At 62.6% G+C, this 24,706-nt stretch carries 20 protein-coding genes; 16 read left to right on the forward strand and 4 right to left on the reverse strand.

Features of this window, described 5'->3' with window-relative positions; all coding sequences use genetic code 11:
* Positions 1-147: 147 nt before the first annotated feature.
* From LIY45_RS11695 to LIY45_RS11765, 15 genes are all read left to right on the forward strand, one after another.
* A complete protein-coding gene (locus tag LIY45_RS11695) occupies positions 148-663 on the forward strand; it encodes a sigma-70 family RNA polymerase sigma factor (RefSeq protein WP_017476851.1) in 516 nt (171 codons plus the stop codon).
* Positions 650-1,609 carry a FecR domain-containing protein gene (locus tag LIY45_RS11700; protein WP_226476424.1) on the forward strand — a complete coding sequence of 320 codons (960 nt, stop codon included), beginning with the start codon at positions 650-652 and terminating at the stop codon, positions 1,607-1,609. Before LIY45_RS11695 ends, LIY45_RS11700 begins: the two co-directional genes overlap by 14 nt.
* 105 nt (positions 1,610-1,714) lie before the next feature.
* A complete protein-coding gene (locus tag LIY45_RS11705) occupies positions 1,715-4,201 on the forward strand; it encodes a TonB-dependent receptor (protein ID WP_226476425.1) in 2,487 nt (828 codons plus the stop codon).
* 445 nt (positions 4,202-4,646) lie between these two features.
* Positions 4,647-6,086, forward strand: a complete 1,440-nt coding sequence (locus LIY45_RS11710; protein ID WP_226476426.1) for an undecaprenyl-phosphate glucose phosphotransferase — start codon at positions 4,647-4,649, stop codon at positions 6,084-6,086.
* The gene (locus LIY45_RS11715; protein ID WP_226476427.1) at positions 6,086-7,546 is read left to right on the forward strand and encodes a mannose-1-phosphate guanylyltransferase/mannose-6-phosphate isomerase; all 1,461 of its coding nucleotides are present in this window, start codon (positions 6,086-6,088) and stop codon (positions 7,544-7,546) included. The genes LIY45_RS11710 and LIY45_RS11715 overlap by 1 nt, the downstream gene beginning before the upstream one ends.
* Entirely contained in the window at positions 7,546-8,457 is a 912-nt protein-coding gene (locus LIY45_RS11720) for a glycosyltransferase (RefSeq protein WP_226476428.1), read from the forward strand. The genes LIY45_RS11715 and LIY45_RS11720 overlap by 1 nt, the downstream gene beginning before the upstream one ends.
* Positions 8,458-8,486: 29 nt before the next feature.
* The gene (locus LIY45_RS11725; RefSeq protein WP_017476845.1) at positions 8,487-9,251 is read left to right on the forward strand and encodes a polysaccharide biosynthesis/export family protein; all 765 of its coding nucleotides are present in this window, start codon (positions 8,487-8,489) and stop codon (positions 9,249-9,251) included.
* A gap of 14 nt (positions 9,252-9,265) precedes the next feature.
* A complete protein-coding gene (locus LIY45_RS11730; protein ID WP_226476429.1) occupies positions 9,266-11,257 on the forward strand; it encodes an exopolysaccharide transport family protein in 1,992 nt (663 codons plus the stop codon).
* A complete protein-coding gene (locus tag LIY45_RS11735; protein ID WP_226476430.1) occupies positions 11,257-12,447 on the forward strand; it encodes a glycosyltransferase in 1,191 nt (396 codons plus the stop codon). The genes LIY45_RS11730 and LIY45_RS11735 overlap by 1 nt, the downstream gene beginning before the upstream one ends.
* Positions 12,437-13,765, forward strand: coding sequence for a cellulase family glycosylhydrolase (locus LIY45_RS11740; RefSeq protein WP_226476431.1), 1,329 nt, complete (start codon positions 12,437-12,439; stop codon positions 13,763-13,765). The genes LIY45_RS11735 and LIY45_RS11740 overlap by 11 nt, the downstream gene beginning before the upstream one ends.
* Before the next feature lie 8 nt (positions 13,766-13,773).
* Positions 13,774-14,991, forward strand: a complete 1,218-nt coding sequence (locus LIY45_RS11745) for a glycosyltransferase family 4 protein (protein ID WP_226476432.1) — start codon at positions 13,774-13,776, stop codon at positions 14,989-14,991.
* Positions 14,982-16,085, forward strand: a complete 1,104-nt coding sequence (locus LIY45_RS11750) for a glycosyltransferase family 1 protein (RefSeq protein WP_226476433.1) — start codon at positions 14,982-14,984, stop codon at positions 16,083-16,085. Before LIY45_RS11745 ends, LIY45_RS11750 begins: the two co-directional genes overlap by 10 nt.
* 2 nt (positions 16,086-16,087) lie before the next feature.
* Positions 16,088-17,515, forward strand: a complete 1,428-nt coding sequence (locus LIY45_RS11755) for an O-antigen ligase family protein (protein WP_226476445.1) — start codon at positions 16,088-16,090, stop codon at positions 17,513-17,515.
* Positions 17,516-17,517: 2 nt separating this feature from the next.
* Positions 17,518-18,933, forward strand: a complete 1,416-nt coding sequence (locus tag LIY45_RS11760) for a lipid II flippase MurJ (RefSeq protein ID WP_226476434.1) — start codon at positions 17,518-17,520, stop codon at positions 18,931-18,933.
* A gap of 15 nt (positions 18,934-18,948) precedes the next feature.
* Positions 18,949-20,013 (forward strand): acyltransferase family protein, encoded by a 1,065-nt coding sequence (locus LIY45_RS11765; protein WP_026077875.1) that lies wholly within the window; start codon positions 18,949-18,951, stop codon positions 20,011-20,013.
* Positions 20,014-20,046: 33 nt separating this feature from the next.
* Here LIY45_RS11765 and LIY45_RS11770 read toward each other — a convergent pair whose 3' ends face one another.
* Both LIY45_RS11770 and LIY45_RS11775 read right to left on the reverse strand, forming a co-directional pair.
* Positions 20,047-20,628: a DUF4174 domain-containing protein gene (locus tag LIY45_RS11770; protein WP_226476435.1), complete on the reverse strand. Its 582-nt coding sequence runs from the start codon at positions 20,626-20,628 to the stop codon at positions 20,047-20,049.
* Positions 20,629-20,792: 164 nt separating this feature from the next.
* Positions 20,793-21,413: a glutathione S-transferase gene (locus LIY45_RS11775; RefSeq protein WP_226476436.1), complete on the reverse strand. Its 621-nt coding sequence runs from the start codon at positions 21,411-21,413 to the stop codon at positions 20,793-20,795.
* A 70-nt stretch (positions 21,414-21,483) separates the two neighbouring features.
* Between LIY45_RS11775 and LIY45_RS11780 the strand changes: the two genes are divergently transcribed.
* Complete coding sequence (locus LIY45_RS11780) at positions 21,484-21,699, forward strand: AbrB/MazE/SpoVT family DNA-binding domain-containing protein (protein ID WP_003208231.1); 216 nt, start codon at positions 21,484-21,486, stop codon at positions 21,697-21,699.
* Here the strand turns inward: LIY45_RS11780 and LIY45_RS11785 are convergent.
* Both LIY45_RS11785 and LIY45_RS11790 read right to left on the reverse strand, forming a co-directional pair.
* Positions 21,696-22,274, reverse strand: coding sequence for a GNAT family protein (locus LIY45_RS11785; protein ID WP_226476437.1), 579 nt, complete (start codon positions 22,272-22,274; stop codon positions 21,696-21,698). The two genes, LIY45_RS11780 and LIY45_RS11785, sit on opposite strands and share 4 nt — an antisense overlap.
* Before the next feature lie 72 nt (positions 22,275-22,346).
* Positions 22,347-24,704 carry a DNA polymerase II gene (locus LIY45_RS11790; RefSeq protein WP_226476438.1) on the reverse strand — a complete coding sequence of 786 codons (2,358 nt, stop codon included), beginning with the start codon at positions 24,702-24,704 and terminating at the stop codon, positions 22,347-22,349.
* Between the last annotated feature and the right edge of the window lie 2 nt (positions 24,705-24,706).

Below are 24,706 nucleotides of genomic sequence, written 5' to 3' on the forward strand. Positions count from 1 at the left end.
CACCTGCGCAAGGCTTAGCCGCAACCCCGTCAAGCCTGTGTGGGTTTGTGCATCCCGCCAAATCCACACGGCAATGATTGCCCAATCCTCTGGCCAGCGCATAGAATGCGAACCGTTATCAATTAAAACGCCCGCGCCAGGATGCCCATGTCGAGCGACCACCCACTGGATCATGCCGCCATCGGCCAGCTCTACCATGCCCATCATTCCTGGCTGCGCGGCTGGTTGAGCCGGCGTACGGGCTGCCGTGAGCACGCCGCCGACCTGGCGCAGGAAACCTTCGTGCGCCTGCTCAATGCGCGCAAGCAGCAAGCCTTGCTGCAACCCCGGGCCTACCTGAGCAGCATCGCCCGCAGCCTGATGATCGACCAGTATCGACGCCGCGAACTGGAGCGTGCCTATCTGGAGAGCCTCGCGCATTTCCCGGAAGTCGAGGTGCCGTCGGCAGAAACCCGCCTGCTGATCCTCGACAGCCTGGAGCGCATCGACCGCCTGCTGGACCAACTCAAGCCACGGGTGCGCGAAGCGTTTTTGCTGGCGCAACTGGACGGCTTGACCTGCCAACAGATCGCCCTGCGCCTGGGGGTGTCCAAGGCCACCGTGGAGCGCGACCTGGCCAAGGCACTGCACGCCTGTTATCGGTTGCGTTATGCCGAAGGCTAATCCGCCATTGGTGGACCAGGCGATCCAGTGGATGATCAAGCTGCGGTTCAATATTGCCGATGACGCCACCACGGCCGCCTTCGAACGCTGGCTTGAAACCAGTGGCGATCACCAGCAGGCCTGGCAACGGGTCTCGTCGATGAGTGACGAGTTTGCGCAGTTGCCGGCACAGGTCGGCCGCCATGCCTTGCAAGGTGCCCGCCAACGCATCAGCCGCCGTGAAGGGTTGAAGTTGCTCGGGCTGTTCGCCGGTGCCGCAGGGTTGACATGGTTCGGCCGCGACTACACGCCATTGCCCGGCCTGCTGGCCGACTACCGCACCGCTACTGGAGAGCGGCGTTGGGTCGCCCTCGACGATGGCAGCCGTATCCAGCTCAACAGTGCCAGCGCCATCGACACAGCCTTCAACACCGACAGGCGTCTGGTGCAGTTGCGCCAGGGTGAAATCCTGATCGACATGGGCGCCGACGGTAGCGCGCCACGGCCCTTCTGGGTGCAAACCCGCGACGGTTATCTGCGCGCCTTGGGCACCCGGTTCATGGTGCGCGAGGAGCCCCACGGCACCTTGCTCGCCGTGCAGAAAGGCACCGTCGCGGTATTCGCCGACAGCCATCAGGCCAGCGCACGTGGGGTGATACAGCCCGGCGAGCAGGTGCTGTTTGATCGAAACGGCTTGCGTCCACCCGCCACCACAGGCCTGGATCCCTGGGCCTGGAGCGACGGTGTGATCAGCGCTCACAACATGCGTCTGGACGATTTCCTCGCGGAGCTGAGCCGTTACCGCAATGGGCTGGTGCGCTGCAGCGAAGCGGTCGCCGGCCTGCGTGTGTCCGGGACTTACCAGTTGGACGATACCGATCAGGTCCTGACCCTGGTGGCACAGGCACTGTCGGTGAACATCACCTATCGCAGCCGTTATTGGGTGACCGTCGCAGCTCGTGCATGACCTTCCGAAAATAAATGAGGTGAATTCTCATCTTCGCTCGACCTGTAAGGAAAGGCCGATCAACAGGCCGATTCTGTCCACTTCCTTCAGGAGCATTCCGCGGCCATGCAAGCGTTCCCCTCCAAGCGTTCTCCCCTCAAGCATGCGGTGCACGCCGCCCTGCTCGGTGCCTGCCTGAACGGCAGCGCCCTGCCCCTGGCGGTCATGGCGCAAACGCCTGCCAGCGACACCCAGGCCCGTGACTGGAACATCGCACCCGGCCCATTGGCCACGGTGCTCGACCAGTTTGCGCGCCAGGCGAGTATCAGCCTGGCCTATGACGCCACCAGCGTCGCCGGCAAGACCAGCCCCGGCCTCAACGGCGCGCTGGACAGCCAGCAAGCCTTGAGCCAATTGATCCAGGGCCAGGGCTTGCAAGCCCAACGCCAGAGCAACAACACCTGGCTGCTGTTGCCGCAAGTCGCGGACACCGGCGCGCTGAACCTGGGTGCCACCACCGTGACCGGCGAACACCTCGGCGTCACCACTGACGGCAGCGGTTCCTACACCACCGGCGCGGTGACCATCGGCAAGGGCGCCCACAGCCTGCGGGAAACACCGCAATCGGTCAGCGTCATGACCCGCAAGCTGATCGACGACCAGAACATCACCACCATCGATCAATTGCTGGAACACACCCCGGGCATCACCACCTACGACTCACCGATGGGTGGCAAGTATTTCTATTCCCGTGGTTTCAAGATGCTCGGCCAATACCAGTTCGACGGTGTGCCGTTGGACATCGGCAAAGACTACGTACAGGCCGACAGCTTCACCGCCAACATGGCGATCTATGACCGGGTGGAAGTGCTCAAGGGCGCAGCCGGCATGCTCAAGGGCGCCGGCACCGCCAGTGGTGCGGTGAACTTCGTGCGCAAGCGGCCACAAGACAAACCCACCACCAGCCTGTCGCTGTCTGCCGGCACCTGGGACAACTACCGCGCCGACGTCGATACCGGCGGCCCGCTCAATGACAGCGGCACCGTACGCGGCCGCGCCGTGGTCAGCCAACAGAACCGTGGCTCGTACATGGACGTCTCCAAGCGCCAGGACCAAGCTGTCTACCTCGCACTGGATGTTGACCTCTCGCCCGACACCACCCTGGGCATCGGTGCCAGCTACGAAGATGTCGATGCAACGCCCTGCTGGGGCGGTGTGCCGCGCTACAGCGACGGCAAGAGCATCGGCCTGAGCCGTTCCACCTGCCTGGGCCAGGCCTGGAACGACTGGCAGAGCCAACGCACTACGCTGTTTGCCGACCTCACCCACCACTTCAACGACGACTGGCAACTCAAGGTCACGGCGGTGAACAGCCGCAACCTGCAAGACATCAAATACGCCGCCAGCCAAGGCACCGTGAAGTACGGTGATCCGGCGCCAACCGCCGAGATGTACGCCGCGCTGTTTGACTACGACCACCGGGATTTCGGACTGGATGCCTACCTGGACGGTAAGTTCGAAGCGTTCGGTTTGCAGCATGAACTCATCATCGGCGCCAATGGCAGCCGTGGCACCCAGGACGATGTCTACGCGATCCGGAGCCTGCCCGACCGGCAAAGTATCTTCCTGCCCAACCACCACTTCCCGCAGCCCGCCAACGATACCTTCTGGCCCAACATGTACCGGGGCGGCACCGTCAAGGAAACCGCCACCCAGTACGGTACCTACGCCACTTTGCGCCTGAGGCTGGCCGAGCCATTGATGGTGGTGCTCGGCAGTCGCGTCAGCTGGTTCGAAAACCGCCGCCAGTCGAATAACCTCGCCTGGGGCGAATGGGCCCTGCAGGACGCACGCACCAAGGAAACCGGTGAAGTCACGCCGTTCGCCGCGGTGATCTATGACCTCGACGACAACCTTTCGGTGTACGCCAGCTACGCCGATATCTTCCAGCCACAAAGCTCCAACGCCACGGTGACCGGCGCCGCCCTCAAGCCCAAAATCGGCGAAAACTACGAGCTGGGCATCAAGGGCGAATGGTTTGAGGGGCGCCTCAACAGCTCGCTGGCATTGTTCCGCGCTATCGAGAAAAACGCCGCCGAAACCGACTACACCACCCAATGCGGTACCTCGGCAGACGGCTATTGCTACACCGACACTGGCAAGGTTCGCGCACAAGGTGTCGAAGCCGAGTTGAGTGGCGAGTTGCTGGAACGTTTGCAAGTGGCGGGCGGCTACACCTACACCCAGACCAAGAATCTCAACAACATCAACAGCGCCGCAATTGGCGCGGTCGCAAACAGCTACGTGCCGCGACACATGCTGCGCTTGTGGGGCGATTATCAGCTGGACGGCACACTGTCGAAATGGAGCGTCGGCACCGGCGTCAACGCCCAGAGCAGCAACTACCGAATTCAAGGCATCAAACTGGAACAAGCCGGTTATGCGGTATGGAATGCGCGGTTGGCGTACCGGGTTGATGACACATGGACGGTGGCGCTGAACGGTAACAATCTCTTCGACAAAAATTACTATCAGACGGTGGGAACGGCCGACTGGGGTAATTTCTACGGCGAACCGCGCAACTTCACCGTCAGTTTGAAAGGCAATTTTTAAGGTTAGTACCGCCTCAATGTGGTGACGGACTCACGTCCTCACCACTCGTCGCTTGTCCCCGAAAAACCCCGCGTCCTACCTCCGTCAAAAAAAGGTTTTCCTCAGCCGCAGGAAATTTCCCAAATTTGTTCCTACACTCCAAAACGCCAGCATTTTGTTCTCGAAGAACCCGGGAACCCGACCTAGACAGTCAACAATTTGTCACTAAGATGATTGGATAATGTGTCTAGATCGATACCTTTATATAAAAGTCAAAACCTTGACGAGCAAGGAAAAGAGAACCATCATTTAGCCATTACCCCGCAAATTCCCTGCAAATAGATAGGTAATTGCGTATTACCCAGCGAAGCAAGCCGTTCGTCTGGCGCCACTTATAAAGCAAGCCCTGCCTTTATGGATGAGCAGCCGAACAAGGAAGCCCTGGTGTGCAATGAGGGATGTTTTTATGCGCGAGAAGTCGTCCGTCGACAGCCTGTTTTTGACCCGGGCCGGTTTTATTGAGTTTTTTGTTGTTTTCGTAAAGTTGATGCACGGTCTCACCGCTGTTTTTCCGGCACTGATCCTGCTGTTTTATCCGGAACCGATGGCCACTGAACTGCGCGCGCACTTTCTCGGCTTGCTGCTGTTCTTCGCGATCATGACGATTATTTTGTTCCAGGCCATGGGGGTTTACTCCGAGGAGTTGTTCAGCAACCGCCTGCGGTTTCGCACCATGCTGGTGGCCTGGTCTTCGGCGTTTTGCATCCTGCTGTTCATGTACCAGATTCTGCTGATGTTCCCGCAGTTGAGCCCGCGCAACCTGGCGTTCTGGTTTGTCACCAGTCTTGCGTTGTTCGGGCTGGAGCGGATGGTGATGCTGCGTCTGTTTCGCCACCTGATGGCGAACGGCAAATACCTGCAACGCACGGTGATCCTCGGCTTCACCGACACCGCCGTGCACGTGGCCGACCACTTGCAACGCAACGGTGATATCCGCTCCGGCCTGATCGGTTTTATCGACGACCGCACCGAGCGCATTCCCAAGGAATTGAGCAACCTGCCGCTGCTGGGCAACACCCGCGACCTGGAAAAACTGATCCGCTCCGAGCAGGTCAACCAGGTGATGATTACCCTGCCCTGGGCCGCTGAACAACGGATCAACGGTCTGGTGACGCGCCTGCGGCAGATGTCGGTCAACGTCATGCTGGTGCCCGACATGGCCGCCCTGCGTTATGGCCACAGCCGCATCACCGATGTGGGCGGCATCCTGATGTTCAACACCTCACACGTGCCGCTGCGGGGTTGGTCGCCGTTTATCAAGCGTTGCGAAGACCTGATTCTGGCGACCCTGGGCCTGGTGGCACTGTCGCCGATCATGCTGATCACGGCGATTGCCATCAAGCTCGACTCCAAAGGCCCGGTGCTGTTTCGCCAGAACCGTTTTGGCTACAACGACAACGTGATCCGGGTGTTCAAGTTCCGCTCGATGTACGCCGAGATGAGCGACTTCAACGCCGACCGCCAGACCACCCGTGGCGACCCACGCATCACCCGGGTGGGCCGGTTTATTCGCAAGACCAGCATTGATGAGCTGCCGCAGTTGTTCAACGTGCTGCTGGGCAACATGTCGATGGTCGGCCCGCGCCCCCACGCCACCGCGACCAAGGCCGCCGGGGTGCCCTACGAAGTCGCCGTCAGCGAGTACAGCTCGCGGCACCGGGTGAAACCGGGCATCACTGGCTGGGCACAAATCAACGGCTATCGTGGTGAGACCGACACCCTGTTCAAGATTCAGAAACGCGTTGAATACGACCTGGAGTACATCTCGAAGTGGTCGGTGTGGTTCGACTTGTACATCGTTTTCATGACGGTCCCGGCCGTCCTTTCGACCAAGGAAGTCTATTGATGAGCACCCTCAACGGCTTGATTCCCTGCATCATTTCCGGTGGCTCGGGCACCCGGCTGTGGCCGGTGTCGCGGCAGAACATGCCCAAGCCCTTCATGCGCATGCGTGACGACCAAAGCCTGTTGCAGAAGACCTTCCTGCGGGCCAGTCACTTGCCGGGCGTGGAAAGCGTGCTGACGGTGACCAACCGCGAGATGCTGTTTCGCACCCTCGATGACTACCGCGCGGTCAACAAGACCCACCTGGCCCTCGACCTGCTGCTGGAGCCGTTTGGCCGCAACACCGCCGCCGCGATCGCCGTGGCCGCCCTGCATGTGCAGGAGAGTTTCGGCGGCGAGGCGCAGTTGCTGGTGATGCCTGCCGACCACCTGATCCTCGATGAAAGTGCCTTCGCCGATGCCGTCACCCAGGCCCGCGAGCTGGCGGAGGCCGGCTACCTGGTGACGTTCGGCATCCAGCCCGACCACCCGGAAACCGGCTTCGGCTATATCGAACAAGGCGAAGCACTGGGCCAGGGTTTCCGGGTCAAGCGCTTCGTCGAGAAGCCCGACCTGGCCACCGCCCAAGGTTATCTGGACGGCGGCAAGCACCTGTGGAATGCCGGGATGTTCTGCTTCAAGGCGAGCACATTGCTCGACGAGCTTGCGCTGCATGCCCCCGCCGTCCTGGACGCCGCGAAAGCCGCCCTCGACCACAGCCACAGCCTGAATAACAACAACTGCCGCCAGCGCGAATTGAACGCCGAAGGCTTCGGGTCTGCGCCCGATATCTCGATTGACGTGGCGCTGATGGAAAAATCCGCGAAAGTGGCCGTGGTGCCCTGCGACATCGGCTGGAGTGATATCGGTTCCTGGGACGCGGTGCGCCAGCTTACCCCGAGCGATGCCAACGGTAACCAGGTCAACGGTGAAGCCATCCTGCACGACGTGCATAACTGCTACATCGACTCGCCCAAGCGCGTATTGGGCGCGGTGGGCGTGAGCGACCTGATCATCGTCGACACCCCGGACGCGATCCTGATTGCCGACGCCAACCGCAGCCAGGACGTGCGCTACATCGTCGCCGAGCTCAAGCGCCAGAACCATCCGGCGTTCAGCCTGCACCGCACCGTGACCCGGCCGTGGGGCACCTACACCGTGCTGGAAGAAAGCAGCCGCTTCAAGATCAAGCGCATCGTGGTCAAGCCGCGCGCCTCGCTGTCGTTGCAGATGCACCATCACCGCAGCGAACACTGGGTGGTGGTCAGCGGCGCGGCGATGATTACCAACGGCGACCGTGAATTCCTGATCAACGCCAACGAATCCACCTACATTCCAGCCGGGCACAAACACCGTCTGACCAACCCCGGCATCATCGACCTGGTGATGATCGAGGTGCAGAGCGGCGAGTACCTGGGGGAAGACGACATTGTGCGTTTTGACGACATCTACGGCCGGGCTCCGGCCGAAGTGAAGCAGTGATGCGTACCGCCCTGATCATCCCGACCCGCAACGCAGCCAGCCACCTCGACCGGCTGCTGCCGGCGCTGCGCATGCAAACCCTGCAACCGGACGAAACCCTGGTGGTCGACAGCGCCTCCACCGACGACACCGTGGCGCGTTTTCGCGCGTTCGGCGTACGGGTCGAAGTGATCGATGCCAAGGACTTCAACCATGGCGGCACCCGCCGCTGGGCCAGCGAACAAGTCGACGGCGACGCGCTGATCGTGATGACCCAGGACGCGATCCCCGCCGAACCCGAGACCTTCGCCAACCTGGTGGGCGAGCTGGAACTGGACCCGCTCAACGGCGTCGCCTATGGCCGCCAACTGCCGCACCCGGATGCCGGTGTGCTGGGGGCCCAGTCACGCCACTTCAACTACCCGCCGCAGAGCCGCAGCAAAAGCCTGGCGGATGCGCCGGAGCTGGGGATCAAGACGTGCTTCAGCTCGGATTCTTTTTCGGTGTACCGGCGCAGCGCCCTGCAAGCCGTCGGTGGCTTCCCCGCGGATGTGATCGGCAGCGAGGACGCCTACGTCGCCGCCCGCATGCTGCTGGAGGGCTACAAGGTGCGCTATGCCGCCACCGCCCTGGTTTATCACTCCCACGATTACCGTCTCATGGATGAGTTTCACCGCTACTTCGACATTGGCGTGTTCTACGGCCGCGAGCCGTGGATCCGCCAGGCTTTTGGCGATGCCGGCGGTGAAGGTAAACGCTATGTACTGGCCGAGCTTCGAGCGTTACGCGAAGCCGGTGCATTGCACCGCGTACCCGAAGTACTGGTGCGCAGCGCGTTCAAATTGCTCGGCTACCGGCTGGGCCATCTGGAGCGCCAGCTCCCCCTCGCCCTCAAGCGGCGCATCAGCATGTTCCCCGGTTATTGGAGGTGAGCATCATGACCTACAGGAAGACCCCTTTGATGAAACGAACCTTGCTCGTCCTGGCCATGATGGCATTGGCCGCCTGCAATACGCCCGCGCGGATCGTCGCGCCCGATGGCAAGACGGTGAACGAGGGCAAGCAGGCCCTCGATCGCATGGCCCAGTTGCCGCCGGCCGTGGAGCGGATCCGCATCGGCGACCAGCTGCGGATCGTCCGCGATGCCGGGGAAATGCCGACCCTGTCGGCGTTCAACGTCAGCACGATTTACGAGCTGACGCTGTACACCGTGCAGAACGACGGCAAGATCAACTACCCCTTCCTGGGGCCGATCCAGGTGGCGCGGCGCACGCCGGCGGAAGTCGCCGCCGAGCTGAGCCAGAAACTCGCACCGGTGTATCGCGAGCCTCGGGTGACGGTGAACATCAACCAGGCGCCGGGTAACACGGTGATCGTCGGCGGCGCGGTGTTAAACCCGTCGGCTATTTCCATCGCCACGGCCCCGACCATGGAGCAGGCGATTCTCGGTGCCGGCGGCGTGAGTTCGGTGGGCAACGCAAGCATGGTCGCCCTGCTGCGTGAAGACGGCCAAGGCGTTTACCACGCCTACTTCCTCGATTTCAGCCAGTACCTGAAGAACGGCGCTCTGGGCCGCAAGCCCGTGGCGCTGCAACGCGGTGACGTGGTGTTTGTACCCAAGTCCAACGTCGGCGAACGGATCCAAGGCGTGGACACTTACCTGAACCAGCTGATTCCCTTCACCAAATCCATTGGTGTGGGCTACAGCTACACCACGAACCACTAAAGGAGCGACATCCCATGATCGAGATCCGTTCTTTTCGTGATCTTCTGCGTCTGTTCTTCATCTTCAAGCACGAGTTCAAACTCGCGGCGCTTGCCGCGCTGGTGATCATTTTGCTGGGGGCGTTCCTGCTGCCGGCGAAGTATGAATCCACCGCGCGGTTGCTGGTAAAACCGGGGCGTGACTCGACGATGCCGATCGAGGTCGACAACCGTCAGCCGATCGTCATGCCGAGTACCCAGCGCGACCCGATTGTCGACGAAGAACGCCTGCTGACCGGGCGCCCCATCGTGCGTGCCGTGGCCGAGCATTACCTGGACGTGATGGACAAGATGCAACCGCCGCAAGGCGTGTGGAAGCGCACCAAGTGGTACGTCAAGAAAGGCATCAGCTCAGTATTCGACGGTGTTCGAGTGGTGCTGGAAACCGTCGGCATCGTCGAAGAAACCACCCCGGTGGAGCGCCTGGCTAAAAGCCTGGAGAAAAACTTCGACGTGACCCACGCCATTGGCTCCACGGTGATGGACATCAGCTTCACCTGGGATGATCCGGAAATCGCCCAGGCGGTGGTCAAGGACTGGGTGGAAACCTACATCGAAGAACGCACCCAGGCGTTGGGCCGCAAGAGCCTGTACGCGTTCTATGAAGGCCAGGTGTCTTCCAGCGCTGCCCAGATCAAGAGCTACAAGGAGCAGATCCTTACGCACTTGAACGAGATCGGCGCGTCGAGCATCACGGATCGCCTGGAAGACTTGTCCGAGCGGATCAACGTGCTGCGTGGCGAAGTGTTCAACTCCACCCGCCTGATTGCCTCGTCCGACAGCGCCATCGAAAGCACCCGCAATCAACTCAAGGGCCAGCCCAAAGAGGTGACCACGGTTCGCCAGATCGCGTTGAACCCGCAGCAACAAGACTTGCGTCGCCTGCTGAACCAGAAGCTCCTGGAAAAAGCCGACATGATGCGTACCTACACGGATAACGCGCCGCCGGTCAAAGCCCTGGACGCCTCGATCCGTGCCATGCAGGCCCAGGTCGCCGGTGAAAGCGACACGGTGCAAAGCTCGGAAAACCGTGCGCCAAACACCCTGGAAATCCACCTGCAACGGGTACTGCTGGATGAAACCAGCAACAACCTGGCGCTGCGCACACAGCTGACGCAACAGCAAAAGCAACTGACGGAACTGGAAGCGCAACGCAAGGACGCCCTGGCTATTGAGCCGGAACTGGCGCGCCTGGCCCGTGAGCTGAGCGGCACCGAGAAAAACTACGCGCTGTATGTCGACAGCCTGGAGAAATCGCGGATCGACCGTGAACTGGACAAGAGCCAAATCAGTAACATCGCGGTGATCGAAGAAGCCACCCTCAACCCTGGGCGCGTCTTCCCGAAAACCCTGTTGATGCTGTTGCTGGCGATCCCGTTCTCCATCGTGGTCGGGCTGCTGGTGATCTACCTGTGCTACCTGCTGGATCAACGGATCCACGACGGCGGCCTGGTGGAAGGCAAGTTCGGCCTGCCGCTGTGGACCACGCTGCCGGAGCTGGACACCAGTACCGCGCAAAGCACCAACGCCTTCAACGCGAGCATTTATCGCCTGTATGGCTTGCTGCCGCTGGAGCGTATTGCCGAACAGGGCCTGACCCTGGGGCTGACCTCGGCGCGACACGGTGAAGGGGTGAGTTTTGTGGTCGAGCAGTTGCGCCAGTTGCTGGAAGAGAACGGCGTGCGGGTACGGGTCGGCGGAATTGAGCCGGCGGTTCCGGGCCAGGTGGTGTTGCTGGATGCCTCGGCGCTGCTGGACAACCGTGACGCGTTCATCAACCTGCGCCGTGCCGACCTGATTGCGCTGGTGGTGGAAGCGCAAAAAAGCACGGTACCTGTGGTGGAACACGCCCTGTCGATCCTCACCACGGCGTTCGGCAAGGTCGATGGCATCATCATCAACCGCCGCAAGTTCGAGGTACCGGTCAAGGTGCTCAAAACCATCGCCAAATACCGGGGTTCGTTCTGATGCGCATCGCCCTGCTCGCTCCCCTGCCGCCGGAAAAGAACGGGATCGCCGATTACGCGAATCACTTCAAGACGGCACTGGAGCAACTGGGCGTCGAGGTGGCTACGCCCTTGACGGGCGTGGTCGGCAGCACGGCGTCGATCAAGCAAGCCATTGCCGGTTTCAACTGGCAGGGGGTTGATCTGGTCCACGCCGAGCTGGGCGGTGGACGGCTGGGGGAGTTCCTGGCCCTGCGCGAGTTGCGCAAGGCCTACCCTGCGCTGCCACTGACTGCCACGGTGCATGACCCGGAACGCATGGTCTGGCGGCGCGAGCAACTGCCCTTTCCGCTGAACCTGCTGGAATCCTTGCCCAGCCCATTGCCCCAGGCGGCGGTGGTGCTGGCCGATCCCTTGACCCTGCGCGAAGAACGTCACGTCGCCCAGGGCCTGACCCGGCTGGTGACCCTCACCCGCCTGGGCGCCGACTGCCTGACGGCGCGCATGCAATTGCCCGCCGGCAAGGTGGCGGTGATCAACCACGCCAACCTGGATATCCCGCCCGTGGCCTTGCCGCCACTGGACACGCTGCACCTGCTGTATTTTGGTTTTATCTACCGTGGCAAAGGCATCGAAGACCTGTTGCAGGCACTGGCCGCCGTCTTCGAAAAAGCCCCCGAATTGCGTGACCGTGTGCGCCTGACCCTGGCCGGTGGCACTGCCGCCGAAATGGCGTTTGGCGCAGGCGGCAATTACCTGGAGCAGTTGAACAGCCAGATTGCCGAACTCGGCCTGGCCGGCTCCATCGACTGGCGGCTGAATTTGCCGGCCAGCGAAATCCCACAGACGATCCAGGCGCACCATGTGATGGTGCTGCCGTATCGCGAATCGAAAAAACTCGGCCTGCTGGGCCGCCAGCGTGGCACCAGCGGTGCATTGTCGTGGGCCGCCGCCTGTGGGCGCGGCGCAATCACCTCCGATGCCCGGGCGTTCGCCGAGGAAGTCGCCAGCGGCAATGGCGCCATCTATCCACAAGGCGATGTCGCCGCCTTGAGCGAGCAACTGCTGCTGCTCGCACGCAACCCGCAAATGGCCAGGGACTGGGCCGCACGCGCCGCCGCGATTGGGCGTGAACGGCTGTGGCCGTTGACGGCACAGAAGTTCGCGACACTGTTTAGTGAAGCCATTGCAGGAGGCAACCATGGCACGTAAACGGACTTACCTGGCGACCCTCGCCATCGTCGCCGCACTGGGCTTGACCGCCTTTCTCTGGGGCCGCCCGGCCGATGCCGAGAGCCATGTGCTCAAGGGCAACAAAGAGATCGTGTGGAAAGATTTTCTGGGGGTGAACGCGCAGTTCCTGTGGTTCAGCCCCGAGCGTTATCAGAAGCAGATCGACCGCCTCAAGGCCCTGGGCCTGGAATGGGTGCGCCTGGACCTGCATTGGGACCAACTGGAAACCGCCGAGAACCAGTACAACGTCGCGACCCTCGACGAACTGGTGAACAAGCTGCAGCAGAACCAGATCAAGTCGGTGTTCTACCTGGTGGGTTCGGCGAAGTTCGCCACCACCGCGCCGGCCTCCTCGCCGTATCAGGACCAGTTCCCGCCCAAGGACCCGAGTATCTTCGCCAACCGCATGGCGTTGCTGGCCCAACGTTACCCCAGCGTGGATGCATGGCAGGTGTGGAACGAGCCGAACCTGCTGGGTTTCTGGCGCCCCGTCGCCGACCCGGCCGGCTATGCGAACCTGTTGCAAGTCACCGCAGCCGCGCTGCGGGTGGTGAACCCGAACAAGCCAGTGGTGGCTGCCGGCATGGCGTTCTTCAGCGAAATGCCCAACGGCCAGAACATGCTCGACGGGCTGCTGCAACTGGGCGTGCCGAGCCTCAATACCGTCATGTCCTACCACCCGTACACCCAATTGCCCGAAGGCAACACCCCGTCGAAACTCGACTTTGTCGAAAAGACCAGCGCCCTCAACCAGAAACTGCGGGCGGCCGGGGTGAGTACCCTGTGGAGCACCGAATGGGGCTGGTCGAACTATAAAGGCCCGAAAGAGGTGCAGGACTTCATCACCACCCAAGGCCAGGCCGACTACATCGTGCGCCGCGTTGCGCTGATGAGCGCGCTGGATTTCGACAAGATCTTCCTGTTCACCCTGAGCGACCTGGACCAGCGTGCCAGCGTGCGTGACCAGAGTTATGGCTTGCTCGACATCGACGCCAACCCCAAGCCGTCGTATACCGCGTTGCAGAATTTCCTGCAGGTGAGCGGGCCCAAGTTGACCCCCGGCGATCCACCCACCGCTGACCAGTTGCCCGATGGCCTGTTCAGCATCGGCTGGACCCGTGCCGACGGGCGCAAGGTGTGGTTTTTCTGGTCGGCCCGTGGCGGCAGCGCGCACTTGCCGGGCATGACCACCGCCACCTTGTATGACCCCTTGCGCGGCACCGAAACACCCTTGAGTGGCACCAATGGACTGGACGTACCGGTCAAGCCGAACCTGCAAATTCTGTTATGGGATTGAAGCCACCCATGCGCATCCTCTGGATCCTGCCCTACTCGCCTTGGCCCGCTACCAGCGGCGGCAAGACGCGCCAGTTTCATTTGCTGCGCAGCCTGGCTGCGCGCGGGCACCGGATCACCTTGCTGTTGCATGACAAACACGCGGTGTCGCTGACGGATCGCCAGGTGCTGGAAGCCTTTCTGGAACAGGTGATCATCCTGCCGCGCCGCCCGCTGCGCAGCCTGAAGACCCTGCTGGCCGGGCTGTTTGCGCCGTACCCGTTGCTGGCCAGTGTGAATGGCCTGTCGGGTGAACTGCAGGACACCTTCGAGCAATTGCTGACCGAGCATTGGGACGTGGTGCAGATCGAACACACCTACGCCTTCCAGCCTTACGAAGCTGCGTTGGCCCGTCGCTCCCAGCCGTTTGTGCTGACCGAACACAATGTCGAATCGTCCCTCGGCGCCGCGACTTACGACCGCCTGCCGGGCTGGGCGCTGCCGTTCATTCGCTACGACCAATGGCGCTATGGCCGCTGGGAACGACGGGTGATGCGCCAGGCTGCGCAAGTCGTGGCGGTGACTGACGCCGACGCCCAGACCCTGGCGCAGATCGCCGGCAAACCCGTGCCGGTGGTGGTCAACGGCGTGGATTGCACGCACTTCGCCGCCGCCCGACCCGACCCGACGACCCGCCGCGTGCTGTTTCTCGGCAACTACGAATACGCGCCCAATGTCGACGCCATCGAATGGGCTCTGGATGAAATCCTGCCGAAAGTCTGGGCCCGCTGCCCCGACGCTCGCCTGAGCGTCTGCGGCTTCGGCATGCCGGAAAGCTGGCGCGAGCGCTGGAAGGACGGGCGCATCGAATGGCAAGGCTTTGTGCCTGACCTGCTGGCCCTGCAATCGAGCTGCTCGGTGTTTTTGGCGCCGTTGCGCCATGGTGGCGGTTCCAAGCTCAAGGTGCTCGAAGCCCTGGCCGCCGGCCTGCCGCTGGCGAGCACCGACCAGGGCGTGTCTGGCCTGGACCTGGTGGAAGGCCTGGACTACCTCGGCGGCCAGACCGCCGACAGCCTGGCCGATGCCGTGGTGCGCCTGCTGCAACAACCTGAAGTCGCAGCGCCGATGGGCGAAGCCGGTCGCGCCTATGTGCGCCGGGCCCACGACTGGAGCGTCGCCGCCAGCCAGTTGGAGCAGGTGTACGCGCAACTGTCGCCCCTGAGCCAAAAGGAGCCGGCATGCGCATAGGCCTCGATTACCGCACCGTCGGCACCTCGCCGCAATCAGGCATCAGTCGCCAGGTGTACGCCCTGGAAGATGCCCTGCGCGCCATGCCCGGCATCGAGCTTGAGCGCTTCAGCGTCGCACCGCTGGGGGATGAGCTGCGCCTGAGTGCCCATTGCCCGGACTGGGGCTGCGCCAAGACCGCCATGCACCAGCCCCATCAGCGCCTGCGTTTCGAGGCAGGCTACTTGCCCAAGGCGCTGCGCGATGAGCACATTGATGTGTATATCAGCACCTTCAATATGGGCCTGCCGCTGCCGCCCAAACCCAAAGGCCTGCGTACCGTGGTGCTGCTGCATGACCTGTTTCAGATCACCCTGGACAACTACCACGCCAATCGCCTGAAGGCGATGATCTACAAGGCCAGTGATCGCCTGTCCATCACCTATGCGGTGCACACGGCCGACCGGGTGTGGACGCCGTCGCAGTACAGTGCCGATGAAACCGCGCGGCTGTTTCCCAAGGCGGCAGGCAAGATTCGAGTGCTGCCGAATCAGGTGGCGGGCTTTGCCGGACTGCCGGCGGACCTCTCGGGCCGACAATTGCCTGAAGGTTTCTGGCTGCTGGTGGGCACCCGGGAATTGCGCAAGAACGTGCCATTCCTGGTGGAGGCCTGGCAGCAGGCGCGCCGCCAATCCCCCAGCGTGCCGGAACTGGTGCTGGTGGGCAGCCTGGAGCATTTGCCCGAAGCGCAACGCACCTACCCGGGAATACGCGCGCTGAGCGGCGTCTCCGACGCCGAATTGCACGGGCTCTACCGCAAGGCCTCGCGCCTGTGGCAGCCTTCCTACGCGGAAGGCTTTGGCTTGCCGGTGATCGAGGCCCTGAGCGTCGGCACCCCGGTGGCGGTGGCCAGCGGAACCTCGCTGGATGAAATCACCCCGCCGCTGGCACCACGTTTTTCACCCACCGACGGCGCGGCGCTGGTGCAATTGATGCTGCACCTGGCCGACCAACCCGTCGAACTGCCACCTGAACAGTTACGCAGCTGGGCCGAACGTTTCAACCACCAGGCCTACCGTCGGCGCCTGGCCGAACTGATCGAGGAATTGAATTGAGAATCTCACTGGGTAGCCTCGTCGCCATCGTCTTCGGCCTGCTGTTTGGTGGGTTGATCCTGTTCCTTTCCCCGGCCAAGGCCGTGCTGGCGGTGATCGGCCTGGCCGCGGCCGTGACGATTCTGCGGTTCCCGTTCTGGGGGCTGCTGCTGTTCGCCCTGGTGGCGACGTTCATGCCCTACTCCACCCTCAACCTGGGGATTCGCAGTACGGTCAGTGAGGCACTGATCGCCCTGACCTGGGCGGCGGTGATCTGGCACGGCTTCCTGTCGCGCATGCCCGCCGTGCCATCGCTGTCCCGGCGCCCCACCGACCGGATGTTGATGTGGCTGATGATCTTCACCGTGGTGCCGTTTATCGTCGGCCAGGTGAGCATTACCGCCGAGGCCAGCGGCCTGGCGAACTGGTTGCGCTGGTTGCTGAACCTGTCGGTGCTGTTCCTTGCCGCCAAGCTGCTGGTCGAGCAGAAAAACCGCGAAGCCCTGGTGATCGCGCTATTGCTGGGCACCCTGGCGATGCTGGTGTTGTCCATCGGCGTGTTTATCCGCTCGCGCTCGGCCTCGGGCATGTTGCCGATCCTGACCCTGATGAACTACGGCAGCCTCGACACCCTGTCCCTGGGCCTGGGGGCGATGGCCTCGCGGATGGGCTCGCCGTGGATGCACCCCAACGCCACCGGCGGGATCATGGCCTTGCTGCTGCCGTTGGCGTTTTGCTACGGCATCACCAATACCGGCTGGAAACGCGGGCTCGGCCTGGGCGTTGCCTGCCTGGGCGCGGCGGCCTTGCTGTTGGCCAGTAGCCGGGGCGCGATGGTCAGCCTGGCGCTGGTGCTGATCTGGATGGCGTCGCGTCGGGTCCCGTATACCGGGCGTTTGCTGATGATCGGCCTGGCATTGGCAGCGGCGCTGGTGGTGTCGTATCCACCGCTGCAGGAACGCCTGGCGACGATCTTTTCGACCCAGAACGCGAGTACCGAAGTGCGCTTCGACGAATACCGCATGTTCCCTCAGGCCGTGGCCAGCTACCCACTGGGTATTGGCTTCAAGGTTGACCCTCCGGTGCCGGGCACGCACCTGCTGGGGATTTCCAACCTGTGGCTGAACTTTGTCTACAAGACCGGCGTGATCAGCATGCTGCTGTTTATCGCCGTGACCTGGCGCTGGTGGCGCGAGTCCCGGCCGGAGCTCGGCCCGATCCGCCTGACCAAGGACAATGCGATCTGGCTGGGCAGCACGGCGGGGATTCTGTCGGCGCTGGTCAGCGGCTTTTTTGACCACTACTTCAGCTTCGCCCTGGTGATGATTGCGTTGTTCTGGCTGATGGTGGGGATCAACGTGCTGGAGGCGCGGCGGTTGTTTCCGGCGCGCCTGCCAAAGGTCAAGACCGTGACGCATCGCAAGCCTGTGCTCGATAGCGTCGGGCCCTAGGCATGCTCGGATCGGCGTTTTGGTTGACCCTGGCGACCCTGCTGGGGCTGTGCCTCGGCTTTGCCCGTGAGTGGTTGCTGGTGGCCGCGTGGGGTGCGGGCGAACGCAGCGATGCATTTCTTATCGCGCTGTTTTTGCCGGAAGCGTTGCGCATGTCCCTGGCCGGTGGCGTGCTGAGCGCCGCCGCCCTGCCGCTGTACCTGCAACGCAAGGACGGCGAGCGCCTGGACTGGTTGGCGGTGCTGTTCCCTGCGCTGCTGCTGATTGCCCTCGTGACCAGCCTGCTGTTGACGCTGCTCGCGCCGTGGCTGGTGCAACTGCTCGGCCCGGGTCTGGCGGCAACGGCCACCAGCCTCGCCAGCAGCAACCTGCAGATCCTCGCCTGGAGCGTGCCGGGGCTGATGCTGCATGCGCTGTTCAGTATTCCGTTGCAGGCCAACGAGCGCTTTGTGGTCGCGGGGCTCGGCTCGTTGCTGTTCAACCTGCCGCCCGTGACCTACCTCGCCCTCGCCGGCACCGCCACGCAACCGCACTCGCTGGCGTTGGCCTGCCTCACCGGCAGCCTGCTGATGCCCCTGGCGCTGTTGCCGTCGATGTTGCGCCTGGGCTGGCGGCCGTGGCGGCTGCGGGCTTCGACCCTGGAACTGCGGGAGCTGGGCGGGCGCATCGGGCCGCTGTTGCTGAGCAATGGCGCGAGCCAGGGGTTGGCATTGATTGAACGGTTGGTGGCGTCCTTGCTGGGTGAAGGCGCGGTGACCTGGGTCAACCTGGCTCGCAAGTTGATGAACTTGCCACTGATTGCGTTGATGAGCCTCAACCAGGTGCTGCTGGGCATGATGAGCCGGCGCCAGGGCGACGAGCGCTTGGCCCTGCTCAAGCGCGGCCTGGAAACCGCCAGCCTGCTGACCCTGCCCGCCGGCGTCGGCCTGGTGGCGGCGGCACCGAGCCTGGTGGCGTTGCTGCTGCCCAAGCAGTCAGTGGATTCGCCGTTGCCACTGCTGTTGGCCTGGTTTGCCGTGCCGCTGGTGTTCGGCGCCTGGAATGCCCTGTTGGCCCGTTATGCCTATGCCGCCGGCGACACACGCCAGCCGCTGCGTTGCGAGTTGCTGGGCAGCCTGGTGAACGTGTTGCTGCTGGGTGTGCTGCCGTTTGTGTTTGGCCTGGCGGGCATTCCGCTGGCCGCCCTCGCCGGGGTGCTGTGCACAGCATTGCTGCTGATGCAGCGCCAGGGCTTGCTCGGGACCCTGCCCTGGAAACGGCACTGGTTGCTGAGTGGACTGGTGATGGGCGTGGCGGCGCTGGTGTTGTTTCGGGTTCAAGGTATTTGGCTGCAGTTGGGGTTGAGCACCCTGGCTGGGGCCGTGGTGTTGCTGGGCATGGGCCTGTGGCTCAAGCCGTGGCGCAAGGCAGATTTATAGAGTGGGAGCAGTCAGGTGAAAAAACGCTGGATTCAAATGGATATTGCCAAGGGCATTGGCATCCTGATCATTGTGTTCGGGCACAGCTGGTTTGTCGCCAGTTCCCTGGACTTGCTGTACCCGCTGCTGGCGGTGTTTATCCTGCCGCTGTTCTTCTTTCTCTCCGGGGTGTTCTTCAAGCCTGAACAACCCTTTGTCGAGATGGCGGTGCGCAAGGCCGATGCACTGCTCAAACCGTTCTTCTTCACCATGCTGGTGTACATCCTGATCCGCGACCTGCTGCGCGGTCAGGCACTGCTGCCGGACATCGGCGGCGTGCTGTATGCCTCGGTGGACACCATTCCATGGCAGGCGCTGTGGTTCCTGCCGCACTTTTGGGTGGCGATCCTGTTCGGCTGGGTGATGCTGCGGCTGATGCAGCGCCTGGGCCTGTCGCTGGCCATGAGCTGTGTGGTGATCACCTTGCAACTGATGCTCGGGATCTGGACCCTGCCGTGGTTCTGGCAGGTGCCGGTGACCGTCGGCGGACAGACCTGGACGATGCCGGGGCTGCCGTTCAGCATTGATGTGACGTTGATCAGCAGCACCTATTTCATCTTTGGTTATCTGCTGCGGGACGTGCTGCGCCGCCACCAGAGCTCGTTGTTGACGCTACTGGGGGCCATGGCGTTGTTTGCGGTGGTGTTCATCTACAGCTGGGACACCATGGACCTGGCACAGCGGCGTTATGACCACTGGCTATGGACCAGTTTGTTGGCGGTGATCGGCGTGTATGTGTGCTGGGCGCTGGCCGGGGTGATGATGGTTTCGGGGCTGCTGACGCGGGCGATGACGTACATCGGGCAATCGACGCTGATTCTGTTGATCTTCCACGGGGAGATTCAGCACAAGACCGTGGACTTGATGGAGCGGCTGGGGTTGCACCCGCTGTTGTCGGCGAGCATCGGGCTGGTGATCGCGGTGGTGGTGCCGTTGATGATCGGCGAGGTGATCAAGCGGGTGGCGTTCTTGCGCTTCTTCTACTTCCCGTTCCCGGTGCGCAAGAAGGCGGTGGTGGCTGGGGAGAAGCCTGGGGCGTAAACCCCAGGCCTGCTGGCCGGCTCCTGCGGGGGTTCAATCATCCAGTGCCGGTTGTGGCGCTGGATGCTTGGTGTTCTTGCCAGCCTTGGCGCCAGGCTTGCCAGGCGCCGGGGCTGCGGGCTCAGGCTCGGCCGGGGCGGCAAGGTCCTTCTCAGCCTGGGGCATCTGGTCAATCGCGGTGAAGAAGTCTGCAAGGTTGAGGGTGTCCGGTGGCACGGTCTTCTCAAGTTTTTTCTCGCCGTCCTTGCCCATCAGAATCACTTTGGTGCCACTGCCGGCGCCCAACTTGAGTGCCCGGATCAGCGCGTTGGTTTCAGGCGGTGCGAGCTTCTTGTTGTCCTTCGCGTCCTTGGCGAACTTCTCGCCTTCAGCACCGATGCTGCCGAAGGACACGGTGTAGAGCACCATATTGCGCGTTTCAAAGGACTGCTTGTTGGCAGGCTCTTCCAACTGTTTCTTGAGGGTGGCCAACGTCGGGTTGCCGGAGTCGAGTTCCACCACCACCAACGGGCGTGACTTGCCCAGGTCCTGCTTGAGCGGATTGAGATCATCCGCGGCCAGCAGCGGCCCCGTAAAAGCCATCAAGGTAGCCAGGGTCAGCGACCGGATGAGCATGCACACCTCCTTTGAATTCCATGCAGGGATCTTGAGTTTCATGTCTGCGACAGTCAAATTCAAGGATGATTCCTACGCCGGCTTCAGAAAGCGTAGGTCAGGACGCCCGCGACGCAAGGCGTTTAGCCACCTCAGGGCTCATTGTTTCTTCTGATTGCGAAGGCTTACAGCGGCCAATGCCGGGCAAATACCGACGCCACGATGGGGTCGACATCCACCTGCGCCAGCACCCGGGAAAACTCCGGCCGAGACTGTTGTATCGCCTCACGTCCTCCCGCCCATCGCGACACCGCCGCAGCCATGATGCCCAGCGCATTGGGAACCTGTTGCGAGGTAACCAGCTGGTCGGCAAATTGATCGGCAAACATCTCCCAGGCCCCATGCAGGCGGCGACGGGTGCCGCTGATCAACTGTTCATGCTGCTGCGCATCGGCGCTGTCAGTCCAGCGTTCCGGATAGTCGATGATGCCAATCGCCGAATAACAGTTCGCGGCGATGTACACCAGGCCGCGAATGACCTGGGCAGGCTCCTCGGGTAGCAACTCTGAGGCGGGAAATTGCAGGCCCAGGTGAATCAGGATCGCCGCGCTTTCGGTCAACACGCTGCCGTCCGGCCGTTGCAGGGTGGGGATTTGTTTGAGCGGATTGATCTGCGCCAGGGCCTCGCTGCCCGCGCTGTCTTCCCAGGAGCAGGCGTCGACCTGGCGCCATTCGACACCGCAACGCTGCAGGGCGATTTCGATGATGCACGAGCCGGTGCCTTGGGTTCCGTAAAGGGTGTACACAGTGCTGAGCCTCCTGGCAGTGGGTTGAGGTGTTAGGCTAGGCCGTTCAATCGTTCAACGGGAAGCCATCATGCACAGTAAACGCGTCACGATCGAAGACTGGGACGGCGACGGCGCCATTCGCCTGCCAGACGAAGCCTTGCAGGAATTGGGGCTGGATGTGGGCGACACGCTGTACATCGTCGAGACCTATGTGGGCACGCAGAAAGGGTTCGTGTTGTCGACCACACCGAAAATTGCCGACCGGATGGATGAGCTGGTGGAAGAGCTGAGCCACAAGCCCTAGCGGACCAGCCGGGCCAGCAACCCCGCCTTCACCTGCGGCCATTCCGGATCAATGATGCTGAAGCGCACCGAGTTGCGCTTGCGGCCATCGGGCATGATGCGCTCGTGGCGCACGATCCCTTCCTGTACCGCGCCGAGGCGCAGGATCGCGGCCCGGGACTTTTCATTCAGTTCATCCGTCGTGAATTGCACCCGCACACAGTCCATGACTTCAAATGCATGGGTGAGCAGCAACAGCTTGGCCTCGGTGTTGACCCCGGATTTCTGCACCGACTGGCTGATATACGTGTGGCCGATCTCCAGCTTGCGGTTGACCCGGTCAACCTTCCAGAACCGTGTGCTGCCAACGATCTCGCCAGTGTCACGGCGCACGATCACAAACGGGATCATGGTGCCCGCCTCACGCCCGGCCAGGGCGATGTCCACGTACTTTTCGACGGTGTCGGGACCCGGCACGTTGGTCACCTTGAGATTCCACAGTTGCCCGTCGGCGGCGGCCTGTACCAAGGCGGCCGAGTGTTCGCGTTGCAGGGGGCGGAGTTCGACCGTAGTGCCGGTCAGGGTGATTTCAGTCATGGGAGCGCTGCGCCGTCTGGTGGTCGTCAGTGGCCAAGATTGCAGGCTCTCGCCACTGCAAGGCAAGCCGTTTTAGAACAAGCCCATCTGACCACCCACCAAGGTGCCAAAGTCGTCGTTCACAAACGGCAGGATTGCATCCGCCACCGGTTGCAGCTGCCGAGTGACGTAGTGGTCGTAGTCGATTGGTGCCTGGCGCACTTCCAGTGGTTCGGGGCCGTTGACGCTGATCACGTAGCGAATCCAGCCACCGTTCTGGTACTGGCGCGGGCGACCCTGGCGGTCGTTGTATTCGTCGGCCAGCCGCGCGGCACGCACGTGGGGCGGCACGTTGCGCTCGTAGTCGCCCAGCTGCCGGCGCAGGCGTTTGCGGTAGATCAGCAGTTCGTCGAGTTCGCCACTCAAGGTGCGGCGCACGTAGTCGCGCACGTAATCCTGGTGAGGCTGGCGATGGAAGATGCGCCGGTAGAGCTCCTGTTGGAATTGCCGGGCCAGGGGCGACCAGTCGCTGCGCACGGTTTCCAGGCCTTTGTAGATCATTTCTTCGCTGCCGTCGGCACGGGTGACCAGCCCGGCGTAGCGCTTCTTGCTGCCCTCTTCCGCGCCGCGAATGGTTGGCATCAGGAAGCGGCTGAAGTGGGTTTCGTATTGCAGCTCCAGGGCGCTTTGCAGGCCGAACTCACTCTGCAGGCGTTCGCGCCACCAAGTGTTGACGTGCTGCACCAGGTCCAGGCCAATGCGCGTGGCGTCTTCCTGGGAGTGGGCGCTGCCGAGCCAGACGAAGGTGGAGTCGGTGTCGCCGTAGATCACTTCATAGCCCCGGGCTTCGACCAGCTCGCGGGTCTGGCGCATGATCTGGTGGCCGCGCAAAGTGATGGACGACGCAAGCCGCGTGTCGAAGAAGCGGCAACCGCTGGAACCGAGTACGCCGTAGAAGGCGTTCATGATGATCTTCAGTGCCTGTGACAGCGGCGCATTGTGTTCGCGCTTGGCCACTTCGCGGCCTTCGGAAACCCGCGCGACAATCGACGGCAGGCAATGCCGGGTGCGGGAAAACCGCGCGCCGCGAAAGCCTTCCACCGACTCGCTGTCTTCGGGATGGCGCAGGCCTTCGATGAGGCCCACCGGGTCGATCAGAAAGCTGCGGATGATCGATGGGTAGAGACTTTTGTAGTCGAGCACCAGTACCGATTCGTAGAGGCCCGGGCGTGAGTCCATAACAAACCCGCCGGGGCTGGCTTGGGGTGGTTTGTCCCCCAGGTTCGGCGCGACGAAACCCTGGCGATGCATCAGCGGCATGTACAGGTGAGTAAACGCTGCCACCGAACCACCGTTGCGGTCCGCCGGCAGGCCGGTGACGCTGGCTCGTTCGAGGAGGAATTTCAGCAGCTCGGTCTTCTCGAAAATCCGCGTGACCAGCTCGCAGTCCTTGAGGTTGTAGCGCGCCAGTGCGGGCTTGTCCTCGGCGAACATGCGGTTGATTTCGTCCATGCGCTGGTACGGGGTGGAGATCGATTTACCTTCGCCGAGCAGGGTCTGGGCGACGTTTTCCAGGCTGAAGGATTCGAAACTCCAGGTGGCCGAGCGCAAGGCTTCGATGCCGTCGATGATCAACCGCCCGGCCGCCGCCGCGAAGTAGTGATTGCGGCTGCCGTGTTCGCGCCAGCCCATGGCATCGCCACCACGGCCCAACAGCAGCGGCACGTTCAGCCGCTGCGCATGTTCGTGCAGCACGCGCAGGTCGAACTGCACCAGGTTCCAGCCGATGATCGCGTCGGGGTCATGGGTGGCGAGCCACAGGTTCAGGCGTTCGAGGAGTTCGGCGCGGGTGTCGCAGTAGTCGAGCTTGAAGTCCACCGCATCGGTCTTGTTGGGCGGGCCGAGCATGTACACCTGGCGCTCGCCGCAGCCTTCCAGGGCGATGGAATACAGATCGCCCTGGGCAGTGGTCTCGATGTCCAGCGACACCAGCTTGAGGGGCGGGCGGTAATCCGGCGCAGGTTTCATCTGCGCCTCCACCAGCATGCCGCCCTCGCCCGCCGTACCGCCAAACCATACCGGCGCGGTGATAAAGCGTTCCATCATGTAGCGATCGGGTGGGCGCACATCGCCTTCGTAGACGTCGATGCCGGCTTTGCGCAGACGCTTTTCCAGGTCCATCAATTGGCGATGTTGTTGAGTGTAGAGGCCCAGCACCGGGCGATGGTGGAAGTCGCACAGCGCCAGGTCGCGCAACTCGATACCGCGCTCGCCCTTGAGCTGCAGCTCGGCGGGCTTGCGATGGGCCTGGGGGATGAACATCACGGAAGTCTGCACCGGCAAGCGCACACACCTCGGGCCCTGATCGGTGGCCAGCCAGAAACTGACCTCCGTGCCCGCCGGGGTGTCGCGCCAATGCCGGGTCAAGACAAACCCCTGCTGTAAATCCACCT

Origin of the sequence: Pseudomonas sp. MWU16-30323 (assembly GCF_020515595.1) — a bacterium.
Lineage (GTDB): Bacteria > Pseudomonadota > Gammaproteobacteria > Pseudomonadales > Pseudomonadaceae > Aquipseudomonas > Aquipseudomonas yamanorum.